The organism is Micrococcaceae bacterium Sec5.8, assembly GCA_039636775.1.
Classification (GTDB): Bacteria; Actinomycetota; Actinomycetes; order Actinomycetales; family Micrococcaceae; genus Arthrobacter.
This window is the reverse complement of the sequence record CP143429.1, coordinates 227,780-247,512: the sequence shown is the minus strand read 5'-3', so window position 1 is coordinate 247,512 and position 19,733 is coordinate 227,780. Positions and strand designations below refer to the sequence as shown.

The following is a 19,733-nucleotide window of genomic DNA, read 5'->3' as shown; positions in this document are numbered from 1 at the left end:
ATTCCAACGCGAATACTGAGGCAGGACACCCGTGAAAACTTTGCTCCGGTATCCGCTTGTTGCCGGCACTGTCGGTGCCCTGCTCGCGGTACTCCTGCTGCTCCTGTCCGGGCAGCCGCTGATTGCGCAGATAACGGCCAGCATCTATGCCCTTGCTGTGGCGGCCTATCTGGCGGTGGGCATGGTTCGCCGGCTGATGGGCGGCCAGTGGGGCATCGACATCCTGGCCGTGACCGCTATCGTCAGTACTGTTCTGGTGGGCGAGTTCATTGCCTCCATGATCATCGTCCTGATGCTGGCCGGGGGCACGGCCCTCGAGGACTACGCCGCCGGCCGCGCCAAGAAGGAACTGACTTCCCTGCTGGAGCGCGTCCCACAGACGGCGCACCGGGAGCGCAACGGAACCGCCGCAGCCGGAACCAGTCCAGCCGATACCGCCGACGGCGACAACCACACTGGTGGCCAGCACGAGGATGTTGCCGCCACTGACGTCCAGATTGGTGACATCCTGTTGGTCAGGCCCGGTGAAGTGGTGCCGCTGGACGGGATCCTGCTGTCGAATGCGGGCAGCTTCGATGAGTCCTCCCTCACCGGCGAGAGCCTTCCGGTGGAACGGGTGGCCGGCGACGGGCTCATGAGCGGCTCCCTCAACGGCGAAGCCGCAGTCCGGATGCAGGTCACAGCCCGGATGGAGGATTCGCAGTACAGCCGTATCGTTGCCCTGGTCAAGGAGGCGGCGGACAGCAAGGCACCCATGGTGCGGCTCGCGGACCGGTATGCCGTGCCGTTCACCGCCCTCGCCTACCTCCTCGGTGCGATCGGCTGGATCGTCAGCGGCAGCCCGGCGCGGTTCGCCGAAGTGCTGGTGGTGGCCACACCGTGCCCGCTGCTGATTGCCGCCCCGGTGGCATTCCTGGGCGGCATGAGCCGCGCCGCGCGGGGTGGCATCATCGTCAAGTATGCCGGCGTCCTGGAGCAACTGAGCCGGATCAAGACCGCCGCCTTCGACAAGACCGGCACCCTGACCTATGGCCGCCCGGCCCTGGTGGCCGTCCGCACGGCGGGGTCCTTCACCGAGGACGGTGTGCTGGGGCTGGCAGCCTCAGCTGAGCAGTATTCCTCCCATGTGCTCGCCGCGTCCGTCATGGACGCCGCGCGGAGCCGCGGGCTGGTCTTCGAGGCTGCGACGGAAGCCACCGAGTTCGCCACCCACGGCGTCCGGGCGCGCTTCGATGGCCGCGACGTGGTGGTCGGCAAGCCCAACTTCGTGGCGGAATCAGCCCCCGGCGTGGTGGAGATGGAGCTTGCCAGCGGCGAACTCGCCATCTACGTCGGCGTGGCCGGGGAATTCGCCGGCGCCCTGGTGATGAGCGACCCCATCCGCAGGGAGACCCGCCGCACCTTGGCCGAACTCCAGGACCTTGGCGTCACCGAGACGGTCATGCTGACGGGCGACGCGCTTGCCACTGCAGAGCACATCGCGGCCGAAGCCGGGCTGACCGATGTCCGTGCCGAGTGCATGCCGGCTGACAAGGTCGAAGCTGTCCGTTCGCTGCCGCTCCGTCCCGTCCTGATGGTCGGCGACGGCGTTAACGACGCCCCCGTCCTGGCCGTCGCCGACGTCGGCATTGCGATGGGCGCGCGCGGCTCGACGGCGGCGGGCGAGTCGGCCGACGTCGTCATCATCCTCGATGACTTGTCCAAAGTGGCTGCCGCCGTGCGGATCGGCCAGCGCACCATCAAGGTTGCTCTGCAAAGCATCTGGATCGGCATCGCGCTGAGCGTGGCGCTGATGGTTGCGGCCGCGGCGGGTTACGTCCCCGCCATCGCCGGCGCCCTGTCCCAGGAGCTGGTGGACCTGGCCACGATCCTCAATGCGCTGCGGGCGCTCAGCGCCGGCAGGAACAGCGCCGGCACGTACAGCTCCGCCCCCACGGCACCGGGGCAGGAACCAGGCGGATCTACGGGGAAGCCGCCAGTTTCTCGGCTTCCGCGATCCGCGGAACGGTCCTGAGGTAGCTGTCCGGGTTCAGGGAGATCGAATCGATGCCCTCGCTGACCAGGAACGCGGCGAACTCCGGATGGTTGCTGGGGCCCTGGCCGCAGATGCCGATCTTGATCCCGGCGGCGTGGGCTTTGGAGATCGCTTCGCTGATCATCACTTCGACAGCCTCGTCGCGTTCGTCGAACAGCGCCGCCAGCTGCGCCGAATCCCGGTCCACGCCCAGGACCAGCTGGGTGAGGTCGTTGGAGCCGATCGAGAAGCCGTCGAAGCGGGTGGCAAACTTTTCGGCGAGGACCACGTTGGAGGGAATCTCACACATCATGTAGATTTGCAGACCGTTCTGGCCCCGGACCAGGCCGTTTGCTGCCATGACGGCCAGCACTTTGTCCGCCTCCTTGGGAGTGCGGCAGAACGGAACCATCACGATGATGTTCCCAAACCCGATCTTTTCCCGGACGCGCTTGAGGGCCGCGCACTCCAGCGCGAATCCCTCGCGGTACCGCTCGTCGTAGTAGCGGGACGCGCCGCGGAAGCCGAGCATGGGGTTTTCCTCCGGTTCTTCGAAGGCGGAACCGCCGATCAGATGCGCGTACTCGTTGGTTTTGAAGTCACTGAGCCGGACGATTACGGGCCGAGGATGGTGCGGCGCGGCGATCTTGGCGATGCCGAGGGCGAGCGCGTCCACGAAGTAGTCCTTCGGGTCCTCGAAGCCGCTGGTCAGGGCACGGATTTGCGCCGCTTCCTGCGGGTCGGTGACCTTCCCGGGATGAACCAGTGCCATCGGGTGGACCCGGATCAAGGCACTGATGATGAACTCCATCCGGGCCAGCCCGACGCCGTCGGCCGGCAGCCGCCACCATTGGAACGCGGCCGCGGGGCTGGCGATGTTGACCATGACTTTGGTGCGCGTCTCCGGCAGTTCCCCCAAGTCCACGTCCTCGGTTTTGTAGGCGAGGCTGCCCGCGTACACCCGGCCTTCGTCGCCCTCGGCGCAGGAGATGGTCACGGGCACGTCTTCGGCCAGGACGGTGGTTGCGTTGCCGGTGCCCACGACGGCGGGCACGCCGAGTTCGCGGCTCACGATCGCGGCGTGGCTCGTCGGTCCGCCGCGGTCCGTCACGATGCCGGCCGCCCGTTTCATGATCGGTACCCAGTCGGGGTCCGTCATTTCGGTGACCAGGATGGCGCCGTCGCGGAATTTTTCGATGTCCGCGGCGCTCCGGATCACGCACGCCGTACCTTGGGCGATGGAGTCGCCGATCGCGGCTCCACGCGCCAGTACCGTCCCCGTTTCGAGGAGATGATGGAGGGTGAACCGGGAGCCGGTCTTTTGCGACTGGACGGTCTCCGGCCGCGCTTGGACCATGAACAGCTCGCCGGAAACGCCGTCCCGGGCCCACTCCATGTCCATGGGCCGGGCGTAGTGTTCCTCAACGGTCACGGCCCAGCGGGCCAGGGCGAGGATCTCGGCGTCGGACAGGACGAATGCGCGGCGTTCCGCGTCCGAGGTGTCCACCATTTTGGTGCGTGCGTGGCCGCCCAGGCTGTAGACCATTTTCCGGTCTTTGGAACCGAGGGTCTTTTCGATGATGGGAGCGAACCCCGCCTCCGCCAGGAGAGGTTTGAACACCACGTATTTGTCCGGGTTGATGGTGCCCTGGACCACGGTTTCGCCGAGCCCCCAGGCTGCGCTGACTACGGCCACGCGCGGGAAGCCTGAATCCGTGTCGATGGAGAACATCACGCCGGAGGCGCCGACGTCGGAGCGCACCATGCGCTGCACGCCGATCGAGAGCGCAACGTCGAGGTGGTCAAAGCCTTTGACCTCGCGGTAGCTGATGGCCCGGTCGGTGAACAGCGAGGCGTAACACCGCCGGCAGGCGTCCAGGAGTTCCCGTTCGCCGGCAATGTTGAGGAACGTTTCCTGCTGCCCGGCGAAGCTTGCGTCCGGCAGGTCCTCGGCGGTGGCGCTGCTGCGGACCGCAACGGAGAGCCGGTCCAGTCCGGCGCGCGTGCCCAGATCCCGGTAGTGCGAGCGGATGGATTCAGCGATGTCCTCGGGAAACGCACTGTCCAGGAACAGTTCCCGGATGGCTTCCCCCGTGGCCCGCAGGGAGGCTTCGCCGTCGCGGTAGGCCAGGATCCGGGCGCGCATCGCTGGTTCGATCCCGTTGGCGTCGATGAACCTTCGGTAAGCATCAGCGGTGGTGGCGAACCCGTCCGGAACGCGCACACCCTTGGTTTTGAGCGACTGGATGAGTTCGCCGAGGGAGGCGTTCTTGCCGCCCACCTGAGGGACATCGTCCATACCAATTTCTTCAAACCACAGCACCGGGGATTCAGCCATGGACCCATCGTGTGATGGCAGGCCGGTCCGGTGTCAGAGGCTTTCGACCCCGGTGGCCGGGATGGCCTTTCCTGCCCGGTACTGGCGGACAGTTTTGTAGAGCCAATCCGCCAGGAGCACGCCCGGTATGGCGGCGAGCGCCACGGCCAAGCCACCGGGCGACGGCGGGGCGTGGCCCAGCAGGGCGGCCAGCGGTCCGAGGAACAGGAAGACCGCCAGAAGCCCCAGCTCTGCCAGCACAGCCCAGATCAGCAGCCGGTTGCTGAACCAGCCAAGCCGCCACGGCGGCGTGGTGGCACTGCGGCAGGCGAACGCGTTGGCGAGCTGGGCCAGGACCACGGTGGTGAACGCGGCACCGGAGGCGGCCATCAACACATCAGCCGCCGGCAGCTCCGCGCCCGGCGCCCAGCCGGCGCCGAGCAGCACGGCCGTGTACGCCGTCATCTCAAACACGGCCTCCACCGGACCCAGCAGGCCAAACACGCGCAAGAGCAGGGCCCGGTCCATCAGGTGCCTGCGCTCCGGCGGACGTTTGAGTGTTCCCTTGCTCGGCGCCTCGCTGCCGAGTGCCAGGGCTGGGAGCAGATCGGTGCCGATGTCGAGGGCCAGAATCTGCAGCACGCTCAGTGCCAGTGGGAAGCGGCCACCGGAGAGTGCCCAGATCACGAACGGGGTGAGCTCGGCGACGTTGTCCGTCAGGTGGTAGGTCAGGAAGCGCCGGATGTTCGCGTAGGTGGCGCGGCCTTGTTCCACGGCGGCGATGATGGTCGCGAAGTCGTCGTCGAGCAGCACCAGGTCCGCCGCTTCGCGGGCCACGTCCGTGCCGCTGCGCCCCATCGCAACGCCGATGTCGGCCTGTTGGAGGGCGGGGCCGTCGTTGACGCCGTCGCCGGTCATCGCCACCACGTGGCCCCGGCGCTGGAGCAGACGGGCCACCCGCAGTTTTTGTTCCGGAGTGACCCGGCTGACCACCACACCGTCGCGGTCCAGCAACGCGGTCAGGACGGCGTCGTCCTCGGGCAGGTTGTGTCCTTCCAGGACCAGCTCCGGCGTTCCGATCAGCCCGGTTTCCCGGGCGATGGCAGCAGCGGTGAAGGCATGGTCGCCGGTGACCATGGCCACTTTGATGCCGGCTTCGCGGGCCGCCTCAAGCGCGACGCGGACCTCGGCGCGGGGCGGATCATGCAGGCCGATCAGCCCCAGCAGCGCCAACCCGCGCTCCGCCTCTTCCAGTTCGAAGTTGGCGCCGGGCAGGCCGGGCAGGCCCCGCTGTGCCACAGCCAAAACCCTGAGCCCGCGCGAGGCCATCTGATCGACCATCCGCAAGGCGGGGCCGGCGCCGTCTCCGCACAGTGGAATGACTGACTCCGGAGCGCCTTTGACGTACAGCGTGGTCCCGACGATCGCTGATTCCCGCAGCCGCCGGGGATCGAAGGCGAAGCGGTGCGATACCGCGGGTTCATCGCGGTGCGGCCCGGGGGCTGCCAGCCGGGTGGCGAGAGCATCGATGGCGGCTTCCATTGGGTCCCCCTCGGCCTCCCACTGCCCGTGGCGGAGCACCGCGCGGCCCACGGACGCTGCCAGCGCGGCGATGCTGAGATGGCGCGCCTCCCCGGCGCCCGTCCCGGTGACCTCGGCCTCCGGCCCGTACCCGGACCCGATGACGCTCAGCACCCCAGCCGGAGTCCACACCTCGACGGCGTTCATCCGGTTCTGGGTGAGCGTGCCGGTCTTGTCCGTGCAGATAAACGTGGTGGAGCCCAGTGTTTCTACCGCTTCCAGGTTCCGGACCAGCGCGTTGCGCTGCGCCATGCGCTGCGCCCCGACGGCCAGGGACAGCGTGACTGTGGGCAGCAGGCCCTCCGGCACCAGCGCCACCATGACACCGATGGCAAACAGGAAGGCGTCCCGCCAGGAGATCCCGACCAGTAGGGAAAGCACAAAGAACAGGGCGCCGATGCTCAACGCCATCACCGCGGTGATGCGGACGATTCGCTGCAGTTCCCGGGCCAGCGGGCTCGGGGGCGCCTCGACCTTTCCCGTCAGGGCCGCAATTTCGGCGAGCCGGGTGTTCGCGCCTGTGCTTGCGACCACGCCCTCCGCCTGGCCGTTGACCAGGAAGGTCCCACCAAAAACAGTGTCCCCCGGCACCTTGGCGAGCGCCTCGCTTTCGCCGGTGAGCATCGATTCGTCCACCGAACAACCCGCTACCACCGCCAGCCGAAGATCCGCCGGGACCCGGTCGCCGGCAACCAGAACCACGGCGTCGCCCGGCACCAGCTCGGTGGTGTGGACCTTGAGAATCCGGCCGTCCCGGCGGACCGAAACCATCGCAGGGAGCAACTCACGGAGTTTTGCGGCGGCATGCTGCGCCCGCTCCTGCTGGATGTAGGCGAACACCCCGTTCACCAGGATTACGACGGCGATTGCGACGGCCAACTGCGGCATGCCGGCCACGTAGGCCAGCACTGAGGCACACCACAGCAGCACGGCGAAGAAGTGGGTCAATTCCGCCAGCAGCCTCCGCCAGGCGGGTACTGCGCCACCCTCCGGCAGCTTGTTCGCCCCGGCCTGAGCGAGTCTGCGGGCCGCCTCGGAGGAGCTCAGCCCGGCCACGCCCGGCAACGTCCCGGCGCCGGCCCCTTCGGCCGGAGCCTCCGGCGTCATGGTTTCCCGGGGCCGGATAAGCGCACTGCTGTAGACCGACCAGCCCGGGTCAGGTAGCTCATGGATCGAGGGTGCGCCCCTGCCGTGCCGGGTGGTTAGGGCCAAAGGTCACGCCGGGCTGGGGACGCCGCTGCGTCATCTGGGCGCGTGTCAGCCCGGGCCTGACAGCCGGTCCCGCGCGTGCCGGTTTCCTGGCCCGACGGGCACCGTCCCGGTCGCCTGGGCGAGACCTAGAGTCGGCATGGACTCGTAGATGCTGGTGGCGGGCAGTACCACCGGCGTCAAGGAGAATCTGCATCAGTCGGCCGCGGGCGGGGGTGCCGTCCCAGCGTCCGGAGGTAGGAGCCGAAACCGTGCGGTGCCCTGGCCTGGATCCGGCCCGAGGTCAGCACGCGCACGCTGTCGGTGGCTGTCACGGTGAACGCCCGGCTTCGAAGGCTTTGCACCAGGGTCCGGTCCTCGTGCGAGGCAAGTTTTGGGAAGCCCCCGGCGGCGAGGTAAGCGGAGGCCCGGACCCCGAAGTTGGCGCCGTAAATGTGCGGGTGGTCCTCCTCAAAGGGGTGGCGTTCCAGCCAGCGCCGCAGCAGCTCCGGATCCATACCGGCAGGGTCCGGTTCCACCGAGCCCAGGACGGCGTCGGCTCCAGCCTCTGCAAATTCCAGTTGGCGGACAAGCCAGTTGTCCGGGACCTGCGAATCGGCGTCGGTATTGGCCAGCCATGTGCGTCCTGCCCACGGCGGCGGCGTCCACCGTTTGCCGGGCGGCCGACGCCGGGACGTTCCGATCCCTGCGGCCCGGATGCCGGCGGCGCGGCTGGCACCGGCGTTGCGGAAGCGCACCTCGAGGGCCCTGAAGCGCCGGTCCGCCGCTGTGTAGCCGGCCGTGATGCCCGCGGATCCGTCGGTGCAGCTGTCCAGGACCACGATCACCTCGACCTCCACGTCGGGGCGGGGCCGGTGCAGTGCGTCGGCGGCGCGCTGGACAGCCAGCAGGGCGCGGCCGAGGTGCTCGTCCTCGTTGTGGGCGGGCATGACGACGGCGACCCGCTCGATGGCGTGCCCGCGCGGCAGGGGCAGGACGGCGGCGGACATACGCTTACTTTCCCGGGACCGGAACAGCGCCCGCACCCGGGCGAGGGTTGACGGACTCCGGCGCCGTCAGGATCTCGAGGATGAAGTCGCGTTCCCGGTACAGTCCAGCGTCGGCCCAGCCGAGTTGGCGGCGTGCGGCGGCGTGCACGGCGTCGCCGTCGAGCTCCCACCCGGTGACGGGATGGCGCCAGTGGCACAGTGCCAGGGTCCCGCCGGGCAGGAGGGCGGCTTCAACCCTTGCGAGCAGTTCGGCGAGCTCATCTGGCGCAAGGTAGTAGCCCACCTCGGAGATGACAATCAGGTCGAAACGCCCGTCCGGCCAGTCCCGCGGCACGGTCAGGTGGCGTGTCCGGGCGGCAGGCAGGTGCTCGAGGCGCCGGTCGGCGCGGGCCAGCGCCTCGCTGCTCGCATCGACGGCCAGGAAAGTGGTGCAGCGTGGTGCGAGGTCCGCGCTGAGCGTCCCGATGGAGCAGCCGATCTCCAGTCCTGCCGCGTAGCTCTCGCGGGGCAGGGCCGCGAGGGTCAAGGTGCGTTTGCGCTGCTCGTACCAGCTGGTGGTGTACTGCCAGGGGTCGTCGGTTCCGGCGTGGACGGCGTCGAAGACGCGCTCCGCGTCGGCGGCCGCGTAGGAACTGCCGCCAGCGGCGGGTCGCTGCCAGGCGAACGTCTCAAACGACCGGTCGAAATGTGCCAGGAAATCTGGTGGGAGCAGCACTTCGTCCCCCGGCTGCCCGGACAGGGGTCGGACTTGGGAGGTGTGTTCGGCCATCGCTGCTGCCTTGGCCCGCTGTTCCGCCGGGTCCAGCGGCAGCCGCAGCCAGGACTGCCAGGCCGGGTCCGCGGCGTCCGCCCAGAGCCAGTACCAGATGGGATATTCGAGCAGTCCGTGGCCGCCGGCGGCGGCCGCCTCGGCGGCAGCGGCTCCCAGCGCCTCGTGGTCGGTGTGGCCGTCGTGCCGGTAAGGGGCCACGAGGGTGATGCGTTCCGCTGGAAGCCCGGAGCCGGCAGCCGCGTCGGCGAGGGCGTGCTGGAGTGCGTCGCGGACCGCGGGCAGGTGTTCGGCGAGTCTGCCGTCCGGCAGGGAGAGGAAACGCCACCCCGGATCCGCCAGCAGGTGTCCGAGTGCGCCGTCAAATTCCTGGAGCCGCACGCCGGCGAGCTGTCCCGGCGTTGTGGTGGGTGAATCCGGGTGGGAGGCCTCCCCGGCTGTGCACAACAGCACCGTGACCCGGGCGCCCAGTCCCCGCAACCGGGCCATCAGCCCGCCGGCTCCCAGGGATTCATCGTCCGGATGCGCGGCCAGGACGATGAAGGCCTGGCCGGCGAGCTCCCCCGGATCAAGCGGCAGCTCCGGAAGCGCGGCCAGTGGGCTGGCTGCCCAGGCATCCTCACCGGTTCCCGTGTCCTGATGGGTGAACTTCACCACGGGTGGTCTCCCTTGAGCGTAAGGGCACCGAGCTGCGCGTCGTCGCGCATCCCATGGTGCTGGCGGATGTACAGCGACAGGTCGGCCATGCGCTTCCCGTAGACGGGGTCGAAAGCGAGCGGGGCCGGCCCGAGGTTTTGGCTGACCAGGGCCTGAATGCGTTCGACGGCGGACGCCACGTTCCCGCGGATGCGGAGCGCCTCGCTCCAGGCGCCGGTATCGGAAAGTTCGCCGGCATCGATTCTGCCGGCGGTCCAGGCCAGGTACCCGCCCAGGGCCGTGAGAGTGCGGTCGATCTCGCCGAGGGAGGCCAGCGCGAGCTGGTCCGGGTCCCGGCCGCCGGCGGCAGCCGTGAGCAGGGCAGCCTTGAATCCTCGGGCCACAGCCACCGCCCCGCCCAGCCAGCAGGCCGCCACGCCCATGCCGCCCCACGCGAAGCCGGGCCTGCGGTAATACCAGCCGGCGTCGCCCAACGGGACGGCCGGCACGGCGTCGAAGTGCACCGTACCGCTGGGAATTTCCCGCATCCCGTGGCTGGTCCACAGGGGGTCGTCGAAGCTGACCCCGGGGGCGTGGAGGTCGACGGCAAAGGCAGCCCGGCCGCCGTCGTCCAGATGGGCTGTCACCACCGCGTGGTCCAGCTCGGGTGCCAGGGAGCACCAGGGCTTGGCGCCGTGCAGCAGGAACGAACCGTCCGCCGTCGTGGCGTGGAGCCGAAGGCCCGCGGCTTCGGCTGCGAACACTCCCCAGGCTCCGGCGAAGGTGTGCCCGTTAAAGGTGGGGAGGTCCGGGACGTTCGGCACTGCCTGGGCGGCCTGGGCGGCCTGGGCGAGGATCGCTGCAGCGTCAAGATGGGGTTCGATGGCACGGCCGGCAGCGACATCGACGGCCGTCACGGATGCCAGAATCTCCCACAGATAAGCTGTCCGGCCCTGACCCGGCTTCGGCGCTTCCTCCGCCGCGGTTTTGGCCAGCTCCAACAACGCCGGTACATCGCCGACGGCGGCGCGGGCTGTCTCCAGCAGGGGGGTGAGGCCGGCCAGTTGTTCCGGCGCTGAACTGATCCTCACGGCGGCGGGCCGTGGCGACTCGGGGGTCCGGTTCATGGGGGCCTGTTCTTTTCGAAGGGTCTTGGTCCTGCGGGCGTCCACCCCTGCGGGCTGGGTTACTGCGCAGTACGTGCGGGCCGTTCCCTAAATCAAAGCACACTTAGCACCTGAAGCATTCCGGCTGTCGACGGGGCCGGGCGGCGGGTGCGGAGCGGCGCCGGCCGGAGCTACAGGACCCGCGCCAGCGCGAAGCCGTCCTAGCCCTTGGACCCCACGGTCTGGATAACGGTGCCATCCAGCCTCGGGTCCTCTCCGAGCATGTGCAGCGCGCTGATGATGCCCGGGGCGTTGAGGGAATCCATACTCGGATCCAGGACGGCGCCCTCCCGGACCACGTTGTCCATCACAACGGCGGTGCCGGGCCTGCCGAGGCGGATGGCCCATTTGAGGTAGTACGGGTTGTTTTCCTTATCCGCGTCGATGAAGACAACGTCGAAGGGCTCCGCATCTTCGGCAGCAAGTGCCTGCAGGGTCTCCAGCGCCGCCCCCACCCGGATCTCCGGCCGCCGTCGGGCAGCCCCTGGGCCATCCGGGCGGTAGGGCGTGGGACGTCCGGGCGGCGGGGTCCTAGCCTGTTGCCGGATCCGCGCGGTTTCCGAGCGCCTGTTCCAGCCGGTCCAGCTTTCCGGTAAGTTCCCCGGCGAAACCAGGCCGGATGTCCGCTTTGATCACCAATGAGACCCTGCTGCCGTAGCGGCCCACAGCCTCAGTTGCCCGCTTCACTACGGCGAAGACTTCATCCCACTCCCCCTCGATGGTGGTGAACATGGAGTCGGTGTGGTTTGGCAGGCCGGACTCCCGGACGATCCGCACTGCCTCGGCAACAGCGTCGTGGACGGAAGCCTCGTCCGCCGGAATCGCGGCGGAGCCGGCAGATACGTCTTCGGCGGATGGGCCATCGGTGGGGCGCGTTGGCCGGCCGGAAGGGGCAACTGAAAATGCTAGCAACATGGCCCCAGTCTTTCACGTGCGACGGGCGCCGCAACGGGGAACCGGGCCCGGAACCTTCCCGCCTCCCTTCCGGAAGGCCGCCGGAAGGGGCCTGGAATCTGTCACATTAATCACTACCCGTAAGTAACCTCCCCACCCTGCCTCAGCGTTGCTACCCTAAGCGAATGAACCGGGTAGCAGACCGCAGGCCGCTCCGCGCCGATGCCGCGCGGAATGTGGACAAAATCATTACCGCCGCCCGTCTGTGCTTCCGGGAGCGAGGGCCGGATGTCCCGCTGCAGACCATCGCGGAGACGGCAGGAGTCGGCCCCGCCACGTTGTTTCGAAACTTCGCCGACAAGGAAGAACTTGTCCTCGCGGCACTGCACCGCCAGCTCGGGCTGCTGGTTGATCCCGTCATCGCAGAGGCGCTGGCCGGGCCCGATGCTGCAGACGGACTTTTCCTCGTCATTGACGCTTTGATGGGCGTGGCCAGCGAGGAAGCCAATCTTTTGGGGGCCGTCGCCGGCCGGCGCGGCCTGCTTACCGGCATCACGGGTGACTTAATCGAATCCGTGGCCGTCCTCCTGGGTCGCGGTCAGGGTCAGGGGACCCTGCGCAGCGACATTTCCATGACCGACCTGATCCGCCTGCTGGCCATGCTGATCGGCGTGGTGGACACGATGGAAGCGGGTTCGGATGCCTGGCGCCGCCCGGTGGCTCTGGTCGAGGATGCGATCCGCACGGAGCGTCCGCACCGGCCCCTGCCTCCGCAGGCGCCCCTGCCGGGCACAGCGTTCGACTCCGTACTGGGCTAGAACAGCCGCCCCTCCGGCTGGAACCGCCTGCCCGCGGCAGGGCCGCTAGCTCCAGCCGAGCAGCCTGAGGACGGCTGCCGCGCCGGCTCCCGCGAGGACCACCACAAGGAACGGCGCCCGGAACGCCAAGGCAACGCCGGCCGCGGCCAGCGCCCCCAGCCGGGCATCCAGGGCAAGCACCTGGCCCGAGGCCACCGTATTTACGATCGTCAGGGACGCGAGCAAGCCAATGGTCATGGTCCCGGCGATCCGGGACATCCGGGGGTCCCGGAGCACGCTGGCCGGGACCAGGTAGCCCAGCAGCTTCCAGGCGTATGCCAGCAGGCAGGAGAGCAGCAGCCATATCCAGAGGTTCACGACGCATCCCCGGCCGGACGCGCGTGGGGGTGTTCGGCGTACGGGTCGACGTCCGGCTCCAATCCTTCGTCGCTGCGGCCCCGGCTGAACCAGCCGATTGCCGCCGCCACCACCGCGGCGACCAGGATCGGCACGCCGGCGGGTACGAAGGGCACGGCCAGCACGGTAGCCACGGCGCAGACCACCGCGATCGCCACGGGTTCGCGGCCCTTGAGCCGCGGCCAGAGCAAGCCCAGGAACGCGGCCACGGCGGCGCCGTCGAGACCCCACTGCTTGGGGTCCCCCAGGGCCTCTCCGGCCAGAGCACCCACAGCGGTGAACAAGTTCCACAGAATGAAGATGCCCAGGCCCGCGGTCCAGAAGCCGCGTTTCTGCTCAAGCGGATCCGTCTGCCCGGTGCTTGTCGCCGTTGACTCGTCAATGGTGACGTGGGCGGCCGCGAACCGCAGCCAGCCCCGGGGCTGCAGCAGGGCGTTGATCTGCATTCCGTAAATCCCGTTGCGCATCCCAAGCAAAGTGGCGGCCCCCATCGCCGCAATGCCGGAACCGCCCCCGGCCACCACGCCAATGAACGCGAACTGCGATCCGCCACTAAACAGCAGCAGGCTCAGCGCCATGGTCTGCCAGAAGTCGAGCCCGGAGGTGACGGACAGCGCACCGAAGGACACACCGTAAAGTCCCGTGGCGATGCTGATGGAGAGTCCCACCCGCACTGCCGGGGACGTCAGAAGCCGCACTACCGGGCGGATTTCCGCCGGAATGGCGGGGCCGGCGTCGGACGCCGCAGACTCCAGGCCCAGGCGATGAGCGGGGCCTGCAGCGGGAGCCTCAGCGTGTGGACGCGACGCTGCCCGGGCGTCCCCGCCGGCCCGTACGCCTTGCGCAGGGCATCGAGGTGGCCGGCGAGAAAAAGGGCGAACATCGCCGTGACGCCACCTGCCGTGGCCCGGCGGGTGGCGGGAATCAAGAGGCCGACGGCGGCGGCCGCCTCCAGCAGCCCGCTGAGCGCCACCCATTCCTCCCGGGAGAGCACGGCGAAGGGGCTGTTGTTTTGTTCTGCGGTGTCATCCCGGCACAGGTACTCCGGAACAACGGGGCCGAAGAACGCCGGATCGTCGAAGTGCTTGGCGGCGCTGGTGAGAAGAAGGGCGCTCATCGCCACAGCGGAAAGCGTCTGGGTGTCCCGGCCGGACCAGCGAAATGGCATGGAACAACTCAATCACAGCCAACGATTGGCCGCTAACCGGAATGGGCGGCCCCTGAATCGGGACTTTCCGCAGGGGGCCGCGTCCGTCTTTCCGGCGTACCTTGTTGTCTATGGGCAGCGTGGTGGAAATGACCGGCGTCGTGAAGCGCTTCGGAACAGTGACGGCCTTGGACGGACTGGATTTCGAGGTGAATGCCGGCGAGGTGCACGGTTTCCTTGGCCCCAACGGGTCGGGCAAGTCCACCACATTGCGGCTCCTTCTGGGGCTCCTGCGCTCCGACGGGGGTAGCATCCGGGTACTCGGGATGGACCCTTGGCACGACGTCGCGCGGCTGCACCGCCGGCTGGCCTACGTCCCGGGCGATGTGGCTCTTTGGCCCAACCTGACGGGCGGCGAAGTGATCGACCTGCTGGGCCGGCTGCAGGGCGGCCAGGACCGCGCACGCAGGGAGCGGCTCCTGGAGTTGTTCGAGCTGGATCCCAGGAAGAAGGCCCGCACGTATTCCAAGGGAAACCGGCAGAAAGTTGCCCTGGTTGCCGCGCTGGCCACCGACGCCGAACTCTTCCTGCTGGACGAGCCAACCAGCGGGCTGGACCCGCTGATGGAGGACGCGTTCCGCGGCTGCATCCGCGAACTGCGCGGGCAGGGCCGCACAGTGATCCTGAGCAGCCATATCCTCAGTGAAGCCGAGGCGCTGTCGGACCGGGTCAGCATCATCCGCGCCGGGCGGGTCGTGGAGACCGGCCCGTTGGAGCAGCTCCGGCATCTGACCCGTACGTCGGTGACCGCGGACATCGTCGTGGTGCCTGCGGGCCTGGACCTCCTGCCCGGCGTCCACGACGTCGTAGTCTCCAACCACCGGGTGAGCGCCCAGGTGGAGCCCGCCGGGCTGACCCACCTGATGCAGGCACTGGCAGCGGCGGGACTGACCTCGCTCACCAGCCAGCCGCCGACGCTCGAGGACCTCTTCCTGCGTCACTACGGAGATGTCACCGCCGGGACTCCGGCTGCGGCCATCGGCGCTTCCTCCGGCGGGCCGGAGTCCCGGACCACCGACCGGGAGCCGGGCCGGCGGCGGGCCGGCCATGCCTGAGACTTTCGCGGGAACCGGCGTCCTGATCCGGCTCGGACTGCGGCGGGACCGCTGGATGCTGCCGGTCTGGATCGTCGGCTTTGCCCTGGTCACCTACTCGACGGCGCTGGCCGGCACCGAGCTCTACCCGGATGTAACGAGCCGGGTCGAGGCGTCCACCGCCCTCAACGCGACTGCCTCGATGGTGGCCATGTTCGGACGAATCTACGATCCCTCCTCGATCGGGGCCTTGTCGCTGATCAAATACACCGCTTTCATGACCGCGATCCTTGCCGTCCTCATGGCCATCCTCGTCATCCGGCACACCCGCGGCGACGAGGAAAGCGGACGCCTGGAACTGCTCGGCGGCGGGCGGCTGGGCCGTGACGCGCCGCTGGCAGCCGCCCTCACCATCGGTCTCGCCGCCAACGTCCTGCTCGGGCTGCTCTGCGCAGCAGCGCTGGCCGCCGGCGGATTGCCGGCCGCCGGATCCGTGGCTTTCGGCCTGGGATGGGCTGCCACGGGAATGGCCTTCAGTGCCGTCGCCGGTCTCGCAGCACAGCTGACGGCCAGTGCGCGGGCGGCGACGGGGATCAGTATCGGCTTTGTGGCCATCACCTACGCGCTGCGCGCCGTCGGAGACCTCGCTGAGCCTGGACCCTCCGCGCTCTCGTGGGTGTCGCCCATCGGCTGGAACCAGCAGATCCGGGCGTTTGCCGGAGATCAGTGGTGGGTGCTCGTGCTGCCTGTCTGCTTGTCCTTGGCGCTGATCCCGGCCGCGTTCGCGCTTCGCGCCCGGCGCGATCTCGGGTCCGGTCTCCGTGCCGAACGTCCCGGGCCGGCAATCGGTTCCCTCTCGAGCGCCTGGGACCTTGCGGTGCGGCTGCAGTACCGGGTGCTCGTGGCGTGGGCCGTGGCGTTCCTGGTATTCGGCGTCGTGATCGGTTCCCTGGTCAGCAACGTAGCGGAGCTGCTGAGTTCACCGAACGCCCAGGACGTGATCAAGCTGCTCGGTGGACCTCAGGCCCTGAGGGACGCCTTCCTGGCTGCGGAGATCAGCGTGATGGGGCTGCTGGCAGCGGGCTATGGGGTGTCCGCCGCCAACCATTTGCGTAGCGAAGAGACGGCCGGACACACGGAGGCGTTGCTGGGCACGGCCACCACGCGGATCCGCTGGGCCAGCAGCCACTTCACCCTCGCCTTGGGCGGGGTCGCCCTGTTGCTTCTGCTGGCGGGAGTCTCGATCGGAGTTGGCGCCGCCGTCGCCGTTAGCGACCCTGATGCGGTGGGGCGCAGCACCACGGCCGCTCTTGCCCAGGTTCCGGCTGCGTGGGTGGTGACCAGCCTGGCTTTGGTGGTGTTCGGCTGGGCACCCCGGTTGGCTGGGGCAGTTTGGGGTATCCTCCTGGCCTTCGTCGCCCTCGGAGAGTTCGGCGTCCTGTGGAATGCGCCGCAATGGCTGATGGACCTCTCTCCGTTCAGGCATTCCCCGTTGCTCCCGGTGGGCACCGGCGATGCTGCGGTGCTGATGGTTCTCACCGTGGCCGCAGCCGCTCTTGCGGCGCTGGGCTATGTTGGCTGGCGGCGCCGGGACCTCGAAGCCTAGACCGGTAAATTGCGCATGTTGACGCTCTGCACTAATCCGCATCCTGGCCAGGTGTCCACGCCTCTTCCCGGATGCGAGGCCGCCGCGGGTGGGATCAGGATTGTCGGTGCCCCGGTTTAGTCTGAAGGTGTGAAGAGCGGGGAAGCTTTGAGCAGGGAGTGCGTGGAGGCGGTGGGTGCCGTTGCCGGCTCTGTTGCGGCGCTTGCCGCGATCTTCGGGGCGGACCTGCCCGGTGGGGGGCCGGGTTCCGCGGACCTGCCCGCCCCGGCGGGGGCCCCCCGGGGGGGGGGGGCTCCGCGGACCGGGTGGGGATCTGTTGCGGGACGTCGCGGATGCGTGTCTGGAGGGGTTGGCTGAGGTGGCGCGGTTGGAGGCCCGGGCCGCGGCGGTGAAGGTCCGGTTGACCGGTGAGTATGTCCGGGCCGCGGAGGCACTGGCCCCGCCGGCGGTCTCGCCGCAGCAGCGCACCGCGTGGGAGATGGCGGTCGTGGCGGAGGTCGCGTGTGTGTTGACGGTCAGCGAACGTGCTGCCGGGGCTTTGATCTGCGAGTCCCGGGCACTGTGCTCGGGGTTGCCGTTGACGCTGGCGGCGTTGCAGGCCGGGGAGTTGTCCTGGCAGCACGCCCGGGTCATGGTCGGGGAGAGCACCGGCCTGGACCGGGGAGCGACGGCCGGGCTGGAAGCGCATTTTTGGATCCCGCGGCGCCGAACCCGGCCCGGGGCTGCCCGGCCGGGGAGCTTGTCCCGGGCCGGTTCCGGGCCAAAGCCCGGACCTGGCGTGAACGCCACCACCCGGTCAGTATCGAGGCCCGGCACGCGAGCTGCGTCGGGGACCGGCGGGTGGAGTTCGTCCCGGACCGGGATGGCATGGCCTGGTTCTCGGCCTACCTCCCGGCCGTGACCGCGTCCGCGGCCTGGGACCGGGCCACCACCGCCGCGCGCGCCCTTCAGGGCCCGGCCGAGACCAGGACCTTGACCCAGCTCCGCGCTGACATCACCGCGGCCTGGCTGCTGACGGGCGGGACAGATCGAACGGATGCCACGGGTGGAACGGATGGAACGGGTGGGACGGGGACAGGGGGTGTGCCGTCGCCCCGGGCGCAGGTCCTGATCACCGTCCCGGTGCTCTCACTGCTCGGTCTTACCGGGGAACCGGCGGTGTTGGACGGGTACGGGCCGGTTCCGCCCTCGGTGGCCCGCCGCCTGATCGCCGACGGGTCCGGGTCCTTTTACCGGGTCCTGACCGATCCCCGCGACGGGGCGCCGTTGGAGATCGGCCGGAGCAGTTACCGGCTCACCACCTCCCAGCGGCAGTGGCTTCGCCTCCGGGACGGCAAGTGCCCCTTTCCAGGGTGTAACAATGCTTCCCTGGACAACGAAGCGGACCACCTGTTGGCCTGGGCCGACGGCGGCACCACCGGGATCACGAACCTCGGCCAGCCCTGCCGCAAACACCACCGCCTCAAACACACCTCAGCCTGGACACCCACCGGGGCCAGCAAAAACCACCCGCCCGGATGGACCTCACCGGCCGGCCGGCACTACCCCAGCGAATCCCAGGACTGGGAACCACCACCCTGGCCAGCCATCCTCGCAGCACTGACCCAGCCCCCGGACCGGGGCTCCCCGGCGGAGAAGACCCCGGACCGGCAAGCGAACCCCGAGCCACCGAAGGCCGACCCGGGGCCGCCACTGGACAACGGCCAGGGCCGGAAACCGCCACCAGACGAGGAACAGGACACGGACGCGGACTGGAACCCGCCACCAGACAACAATCCGAACTGGGACCCGCCACCAGTGTCACTTTCCGAAGTCGACTGCCTAGAATGTCCAAAGCCGTCTGTACAGCCCGCCCGTTGGGGGATCGGCGGATTCAGGCGGTCATTGCAACAGGAGGTTTTCGATCAGTTCGATCGGTTTCTTGAACTCTAGTCTTTTGCGCGGTCGGTCGTTGAGTTCCTGGGCAACCCAGTCGAGGTCTGCGGGGCTGTGGATGCTCAGGTCGGTGCCCTTGGGGAAATATTGGCGCAGCAGGCCGTTGGTGTTTTCGTTGATGCCGCGCTGCCAGGGCGAGTGTGGGTCGCAGAAGTAGATCTCGATGCCGGTGTCGATCTTCACGGTTTTCCAGTCCTGCATCTCGATGCCTTGGTCCCAGGTCAGGGAATGCCGCAGCGACTCGGGGAGTGTCTTGATCTTCGCGGTCAGTGCATCACGCATCTGCTCGGCCTTGTACCCGTCCGGCAGGTGTACGAGCATCGTGTAATTAGTGGTCCGCTCGACCAGCGTTCCAATCGCGGACTGATTCCCTTTGCCGATGATGAGGTCGCCTTCCCAATGCCCGGGCACGGCCCGGTCCTGAACTTCGGGGGGACGTTCGGAAATGTTGATCATTCCGGGGATCCGGTTCTTGCGCTGGCCGGCCTTGCGGCAGGGCTGCCTGATAGCCCGCCCGGTGCGCAGGCACGCGGTCAGATCGCGCTTCAGCGCCCCGCGGGACTGGACGTAAAGGGACTGGTAGATCGTCTCGGGTGACACCCTCATCTCCGGCTCATCGGGGAACTCAACCCGGAGTCGTCCTGCGATCTGCTCGGGTGAGTACTTCTTTTTCAGGTCATCTTCCACCTTCGCACGCAGCACGGTGTTCGTGTGCAGTTTCGCTGGTTTCGGACGCGAGGCCCGCTCATAGGCCAGTGCGTGCGCTGAGCTCGCCCGGTAGGGCATTCCTGCCACCGAGTTGCGCCGCAACTCCCTGGAAACCGTGGAGGCCGCTCTGCCGACCACCGCTCCGATCTGCCGCAGAGATTGTCCCTGGGCACGCAGTATTGCGATCTCCTCGCGCTGAGCGAAGGTCAGACACCGGCCCTTCAGATCACGGCCCCGCCGGGGCCTGACACCACCGGCCTCGGCCAAGACCCTACGCCCGGTACGCCGGCTCGTATTGATCGGAACCACGGCATCGGTGATGAACTCACCCGCCTGCATCCCGGCCCAAAAAACCTGCAAGAGATCAGGCCTCAAATGAATTGAATACCCCGCCATAACAACACCCATCCGCTAAGTGTTGCAATCACCGCAAGAACCCAAGGATCCTTGAACG

The 19,733-nt window shown here is 68.6% G+C and carries 14 protein-coding genes and 2 pseudogenes; 5 read left to right on the top strand and 11 right to left on the bottom strand.

The window, feature by feature from the left end; genetic code table 11:
• The first annotated feature begins 31 nt into the window (after positions 1 to 31).
• Positions 32 to 2,014 (top strand): heavy metal translocating P-type ATPase, encoded by a 1,983-nt coding sequence (locus VUN84_01150; protein XAS64326.1) that lies wholly within the window; start codon positions 32 to 34, stop codon positions 2,012 to 2,014.
• On the opposite strand, the gene ppsA is transcribed toward VUN84_01150, so the two are convergent.
• The 7 genes and pseudogenes from ppsA to VUN84_01115 all read right to left on the bottom strand — a co-directional run bounded on the left by ppsA (position 1,962) and on the right by VUN84_01115 (position 11,596).
• Positions 1,962 to 4,352 (bottom strand): phosphoenolpyruvate synthase, encoded by a 2,391-nt coding sequence (ppsA, locus tag VUN84_01145; protein ID XAS64325.1) that lies wholly within the window; start codon positions 4,350 to 4,352, stop codon positions 1,962 to 1,964. The genes VUN84_01150 and ppsA overlap by 53 nt on opposite strands.
• A 33-nt stretch (positions 4,353 to 4,385) precedes the next feature.
• Positions 4,386 to 7,019: a cation-transporting P-type ATPase gene (locus tag VUN84_01140; GenBank protein XAS64324.1), complete on the bottom strand. Its 2,634-nt coding sequence runs from the start codon at positions 7,017 to 7,019 to the stop codon at positions 4,386 to 4,388.
• Between the two features lie 281 nt (positions 7,020 to 7,300).
• A complete protein-coding gene (locus tag VUN84_01135) occupies positions 7,301 to 8,110 on the bottom strand; it encodes a glycosyltransferase (protein XAS64323.1) in 810 nt (269 codons plus the stop codon).
• A 4-nt stretch (positions 8,111 to 8,114) separates the two neighbouring features.
• Positions 8,115 to 9,536, bottom strand: a complete 1,422-nt coding sequence (locus VUN84_01130) for a bifunctional PIG-L family deacetylase/class I SAM-dependent methyltransferase (GenBank protein XAS64322.1) — start codon at positions 9,534 to 9,536, stop codon at positions 8,115 to 8,117.
• The gene (locus tag VUN84_01125) at positions 9,530 to 10,642 is read right to left on the bottom strand and encodes an acyl-CoA dehydrogenase family protein (GenBank protein ID XAS64321.1); all 1,113 of its coding nucleotides are present in this window, start codon (positions 10,640 to 10,642) and stop codon (positions 9,530 to 9,532) included. The genes VUN84_01130 and VUN84_01125 overlap by 7 nt, the downstream gene beginning before the upstream one ends.
• 200 nt (positions 10,643 to 10,842) lie before the next feature.
• A pseudogene (locus VUN84_01120) lies at positions 10,843 to 11,151 on the bottom strand (O-methyltransferase).
• A 61-nt stretch (positions 11,152 to 11,212) separates the two neighbouring features.
• Complete coding sequence (locus VUN84_01115; GenBank protein XAS64320.1) at positions 11,213 to 11,596, bottom strand: thiamine-binding protein; 384 nt, start codon at positions 11,594 to 11,596, stop codon at positions 11,213 to 11,215.
• Between the two features lie 164 nt (positions 11,597 to 11,760).
• On the opposite strand from VUN84_01115, the gene VUN84_01110 reads away from it, so the two are divergent.
• Positions 11,761 to 12,393 carry a helix-turn-helix domain-containing protein gene (locus VUN84_01110; GenBank protein ID XAS64319.1) on the top strand — a complete coding sequence of 211 codons (633 nt, stop codon included), beginning with the start codon at positions 11,761 to 11,763 and terminating at the stop codon, positions 12,391 to 12,393.
• Positions 12,394 to 12,438: 45 nt separating this feature from the next.
• Here the strand turns inward: VUN84_01110 and VUN84_01105 are convergent, their stop codons facing one another.
• From VUN84_01105 to VUN84_01095, 3 genes are read right to left on the bottom strand one after another with little or no spacing between them, the layout of a single operon-like run.
• Positions 12,439 to 12,750 carry an AzlD domain-containing protein gene (locus VUN84_01105; GenBank protein XAS64318.1) on the bottom strand — a complete coding sequence of 104 codons (312 nt, stop codon included), beginning with the start codon at positions 12,748 to 12,750 and terminating at the stop codon, positions 12,439 to 12,441.
• Complete coding sequence (locus tag VUN84_01100; protein XAS64317.1) at positions 12,747 to 13,487, bottom strand: AzlC family ABC transporter permease; 741 nt, start codon at positions 13,485 to 13,487, stop codon at positions 12,747 to 12,749. The genes VUN84_01105 and VUN84_01100 overlap by 4 nt, the downstream gene beginning before the upstream one ends.
• Positions 13,487 to 13,957, bottom strand: a complete 471-nt coding sequence (locus tag VUN84_01095) for a hypothetical protein (GenBank protein XAS64316.1) — start codon at positions 13,955 to 13,957, stop codon at positions 13,487 to 13,489. The genes VUN84_01100 and VUN84_01095 overlap by 1 nt, the downstream gene beginning before the upstream one ends.
• A gap of 110 nt (positions 13,958 to 14,067) precedes the next feature.
• On the opposite strand from VUN84_01095, the gene VUN84_01090 reads away from it, so the two are divergent.
• The 3 genes and pseudogenes from VUN84_01090 (at position 14,068) to VUN84_01080 (ending at position 18,568) form a co-directional block, all read left to right on the top strand.
• Positions 14,068 to 15,051: an ABC transporter ATP-binding protein gene (locus VUN84_01090; GenBank protein ID XAS64315.1), complete on the top strand. Its 984-nt coding sequence runs from the start codon at positions 14,068 to 14,070 to the stop codon at positions 15,049 to 15,051.
• Positions 15,044 to 16,636 carry an ABC transporter permease gene (locus VUN84_01085; protein ID XAS64314.1) on the top strand — a complete coding sequence of 531 codons (1,593 nt, stop codon included), beginning with the start codon at positions 15,044 to 15,046 and terminating at the stop codon, positions 16,634 to 16,636. Before VUN84_01090 ends, VUN84_01085 begins: the two co-directional genes overlap by 8 nt.
• Positions 16,637 to 16,940: 304 nt before the next feature.
• A pseudogene (locus VUN84_01080) lies at positions 16,941 to 18,568 on the top strand (DUF222 domain-containing protein).
• Here VUN84_01080 and VUN84_01075 read toward each other — a convergent pair.
• Positions 18,518 to 19,687, bottom strand: coding sequence for an IS30 family transposase (locus VUN84_01075; protein XAS64313.1), 1,170 nt, complete (start codon positions 19,685 to 19,687; stop codon positions 18,518 to 18,520). The pseudogene VUN84_01080 and the gene VUN84_01075 sit on opposite strands and share 51 nt — an antisense overlap.
• Between the last annotated feature and the right edge of the window lie 46 nt (positions 19,688 to 19,733).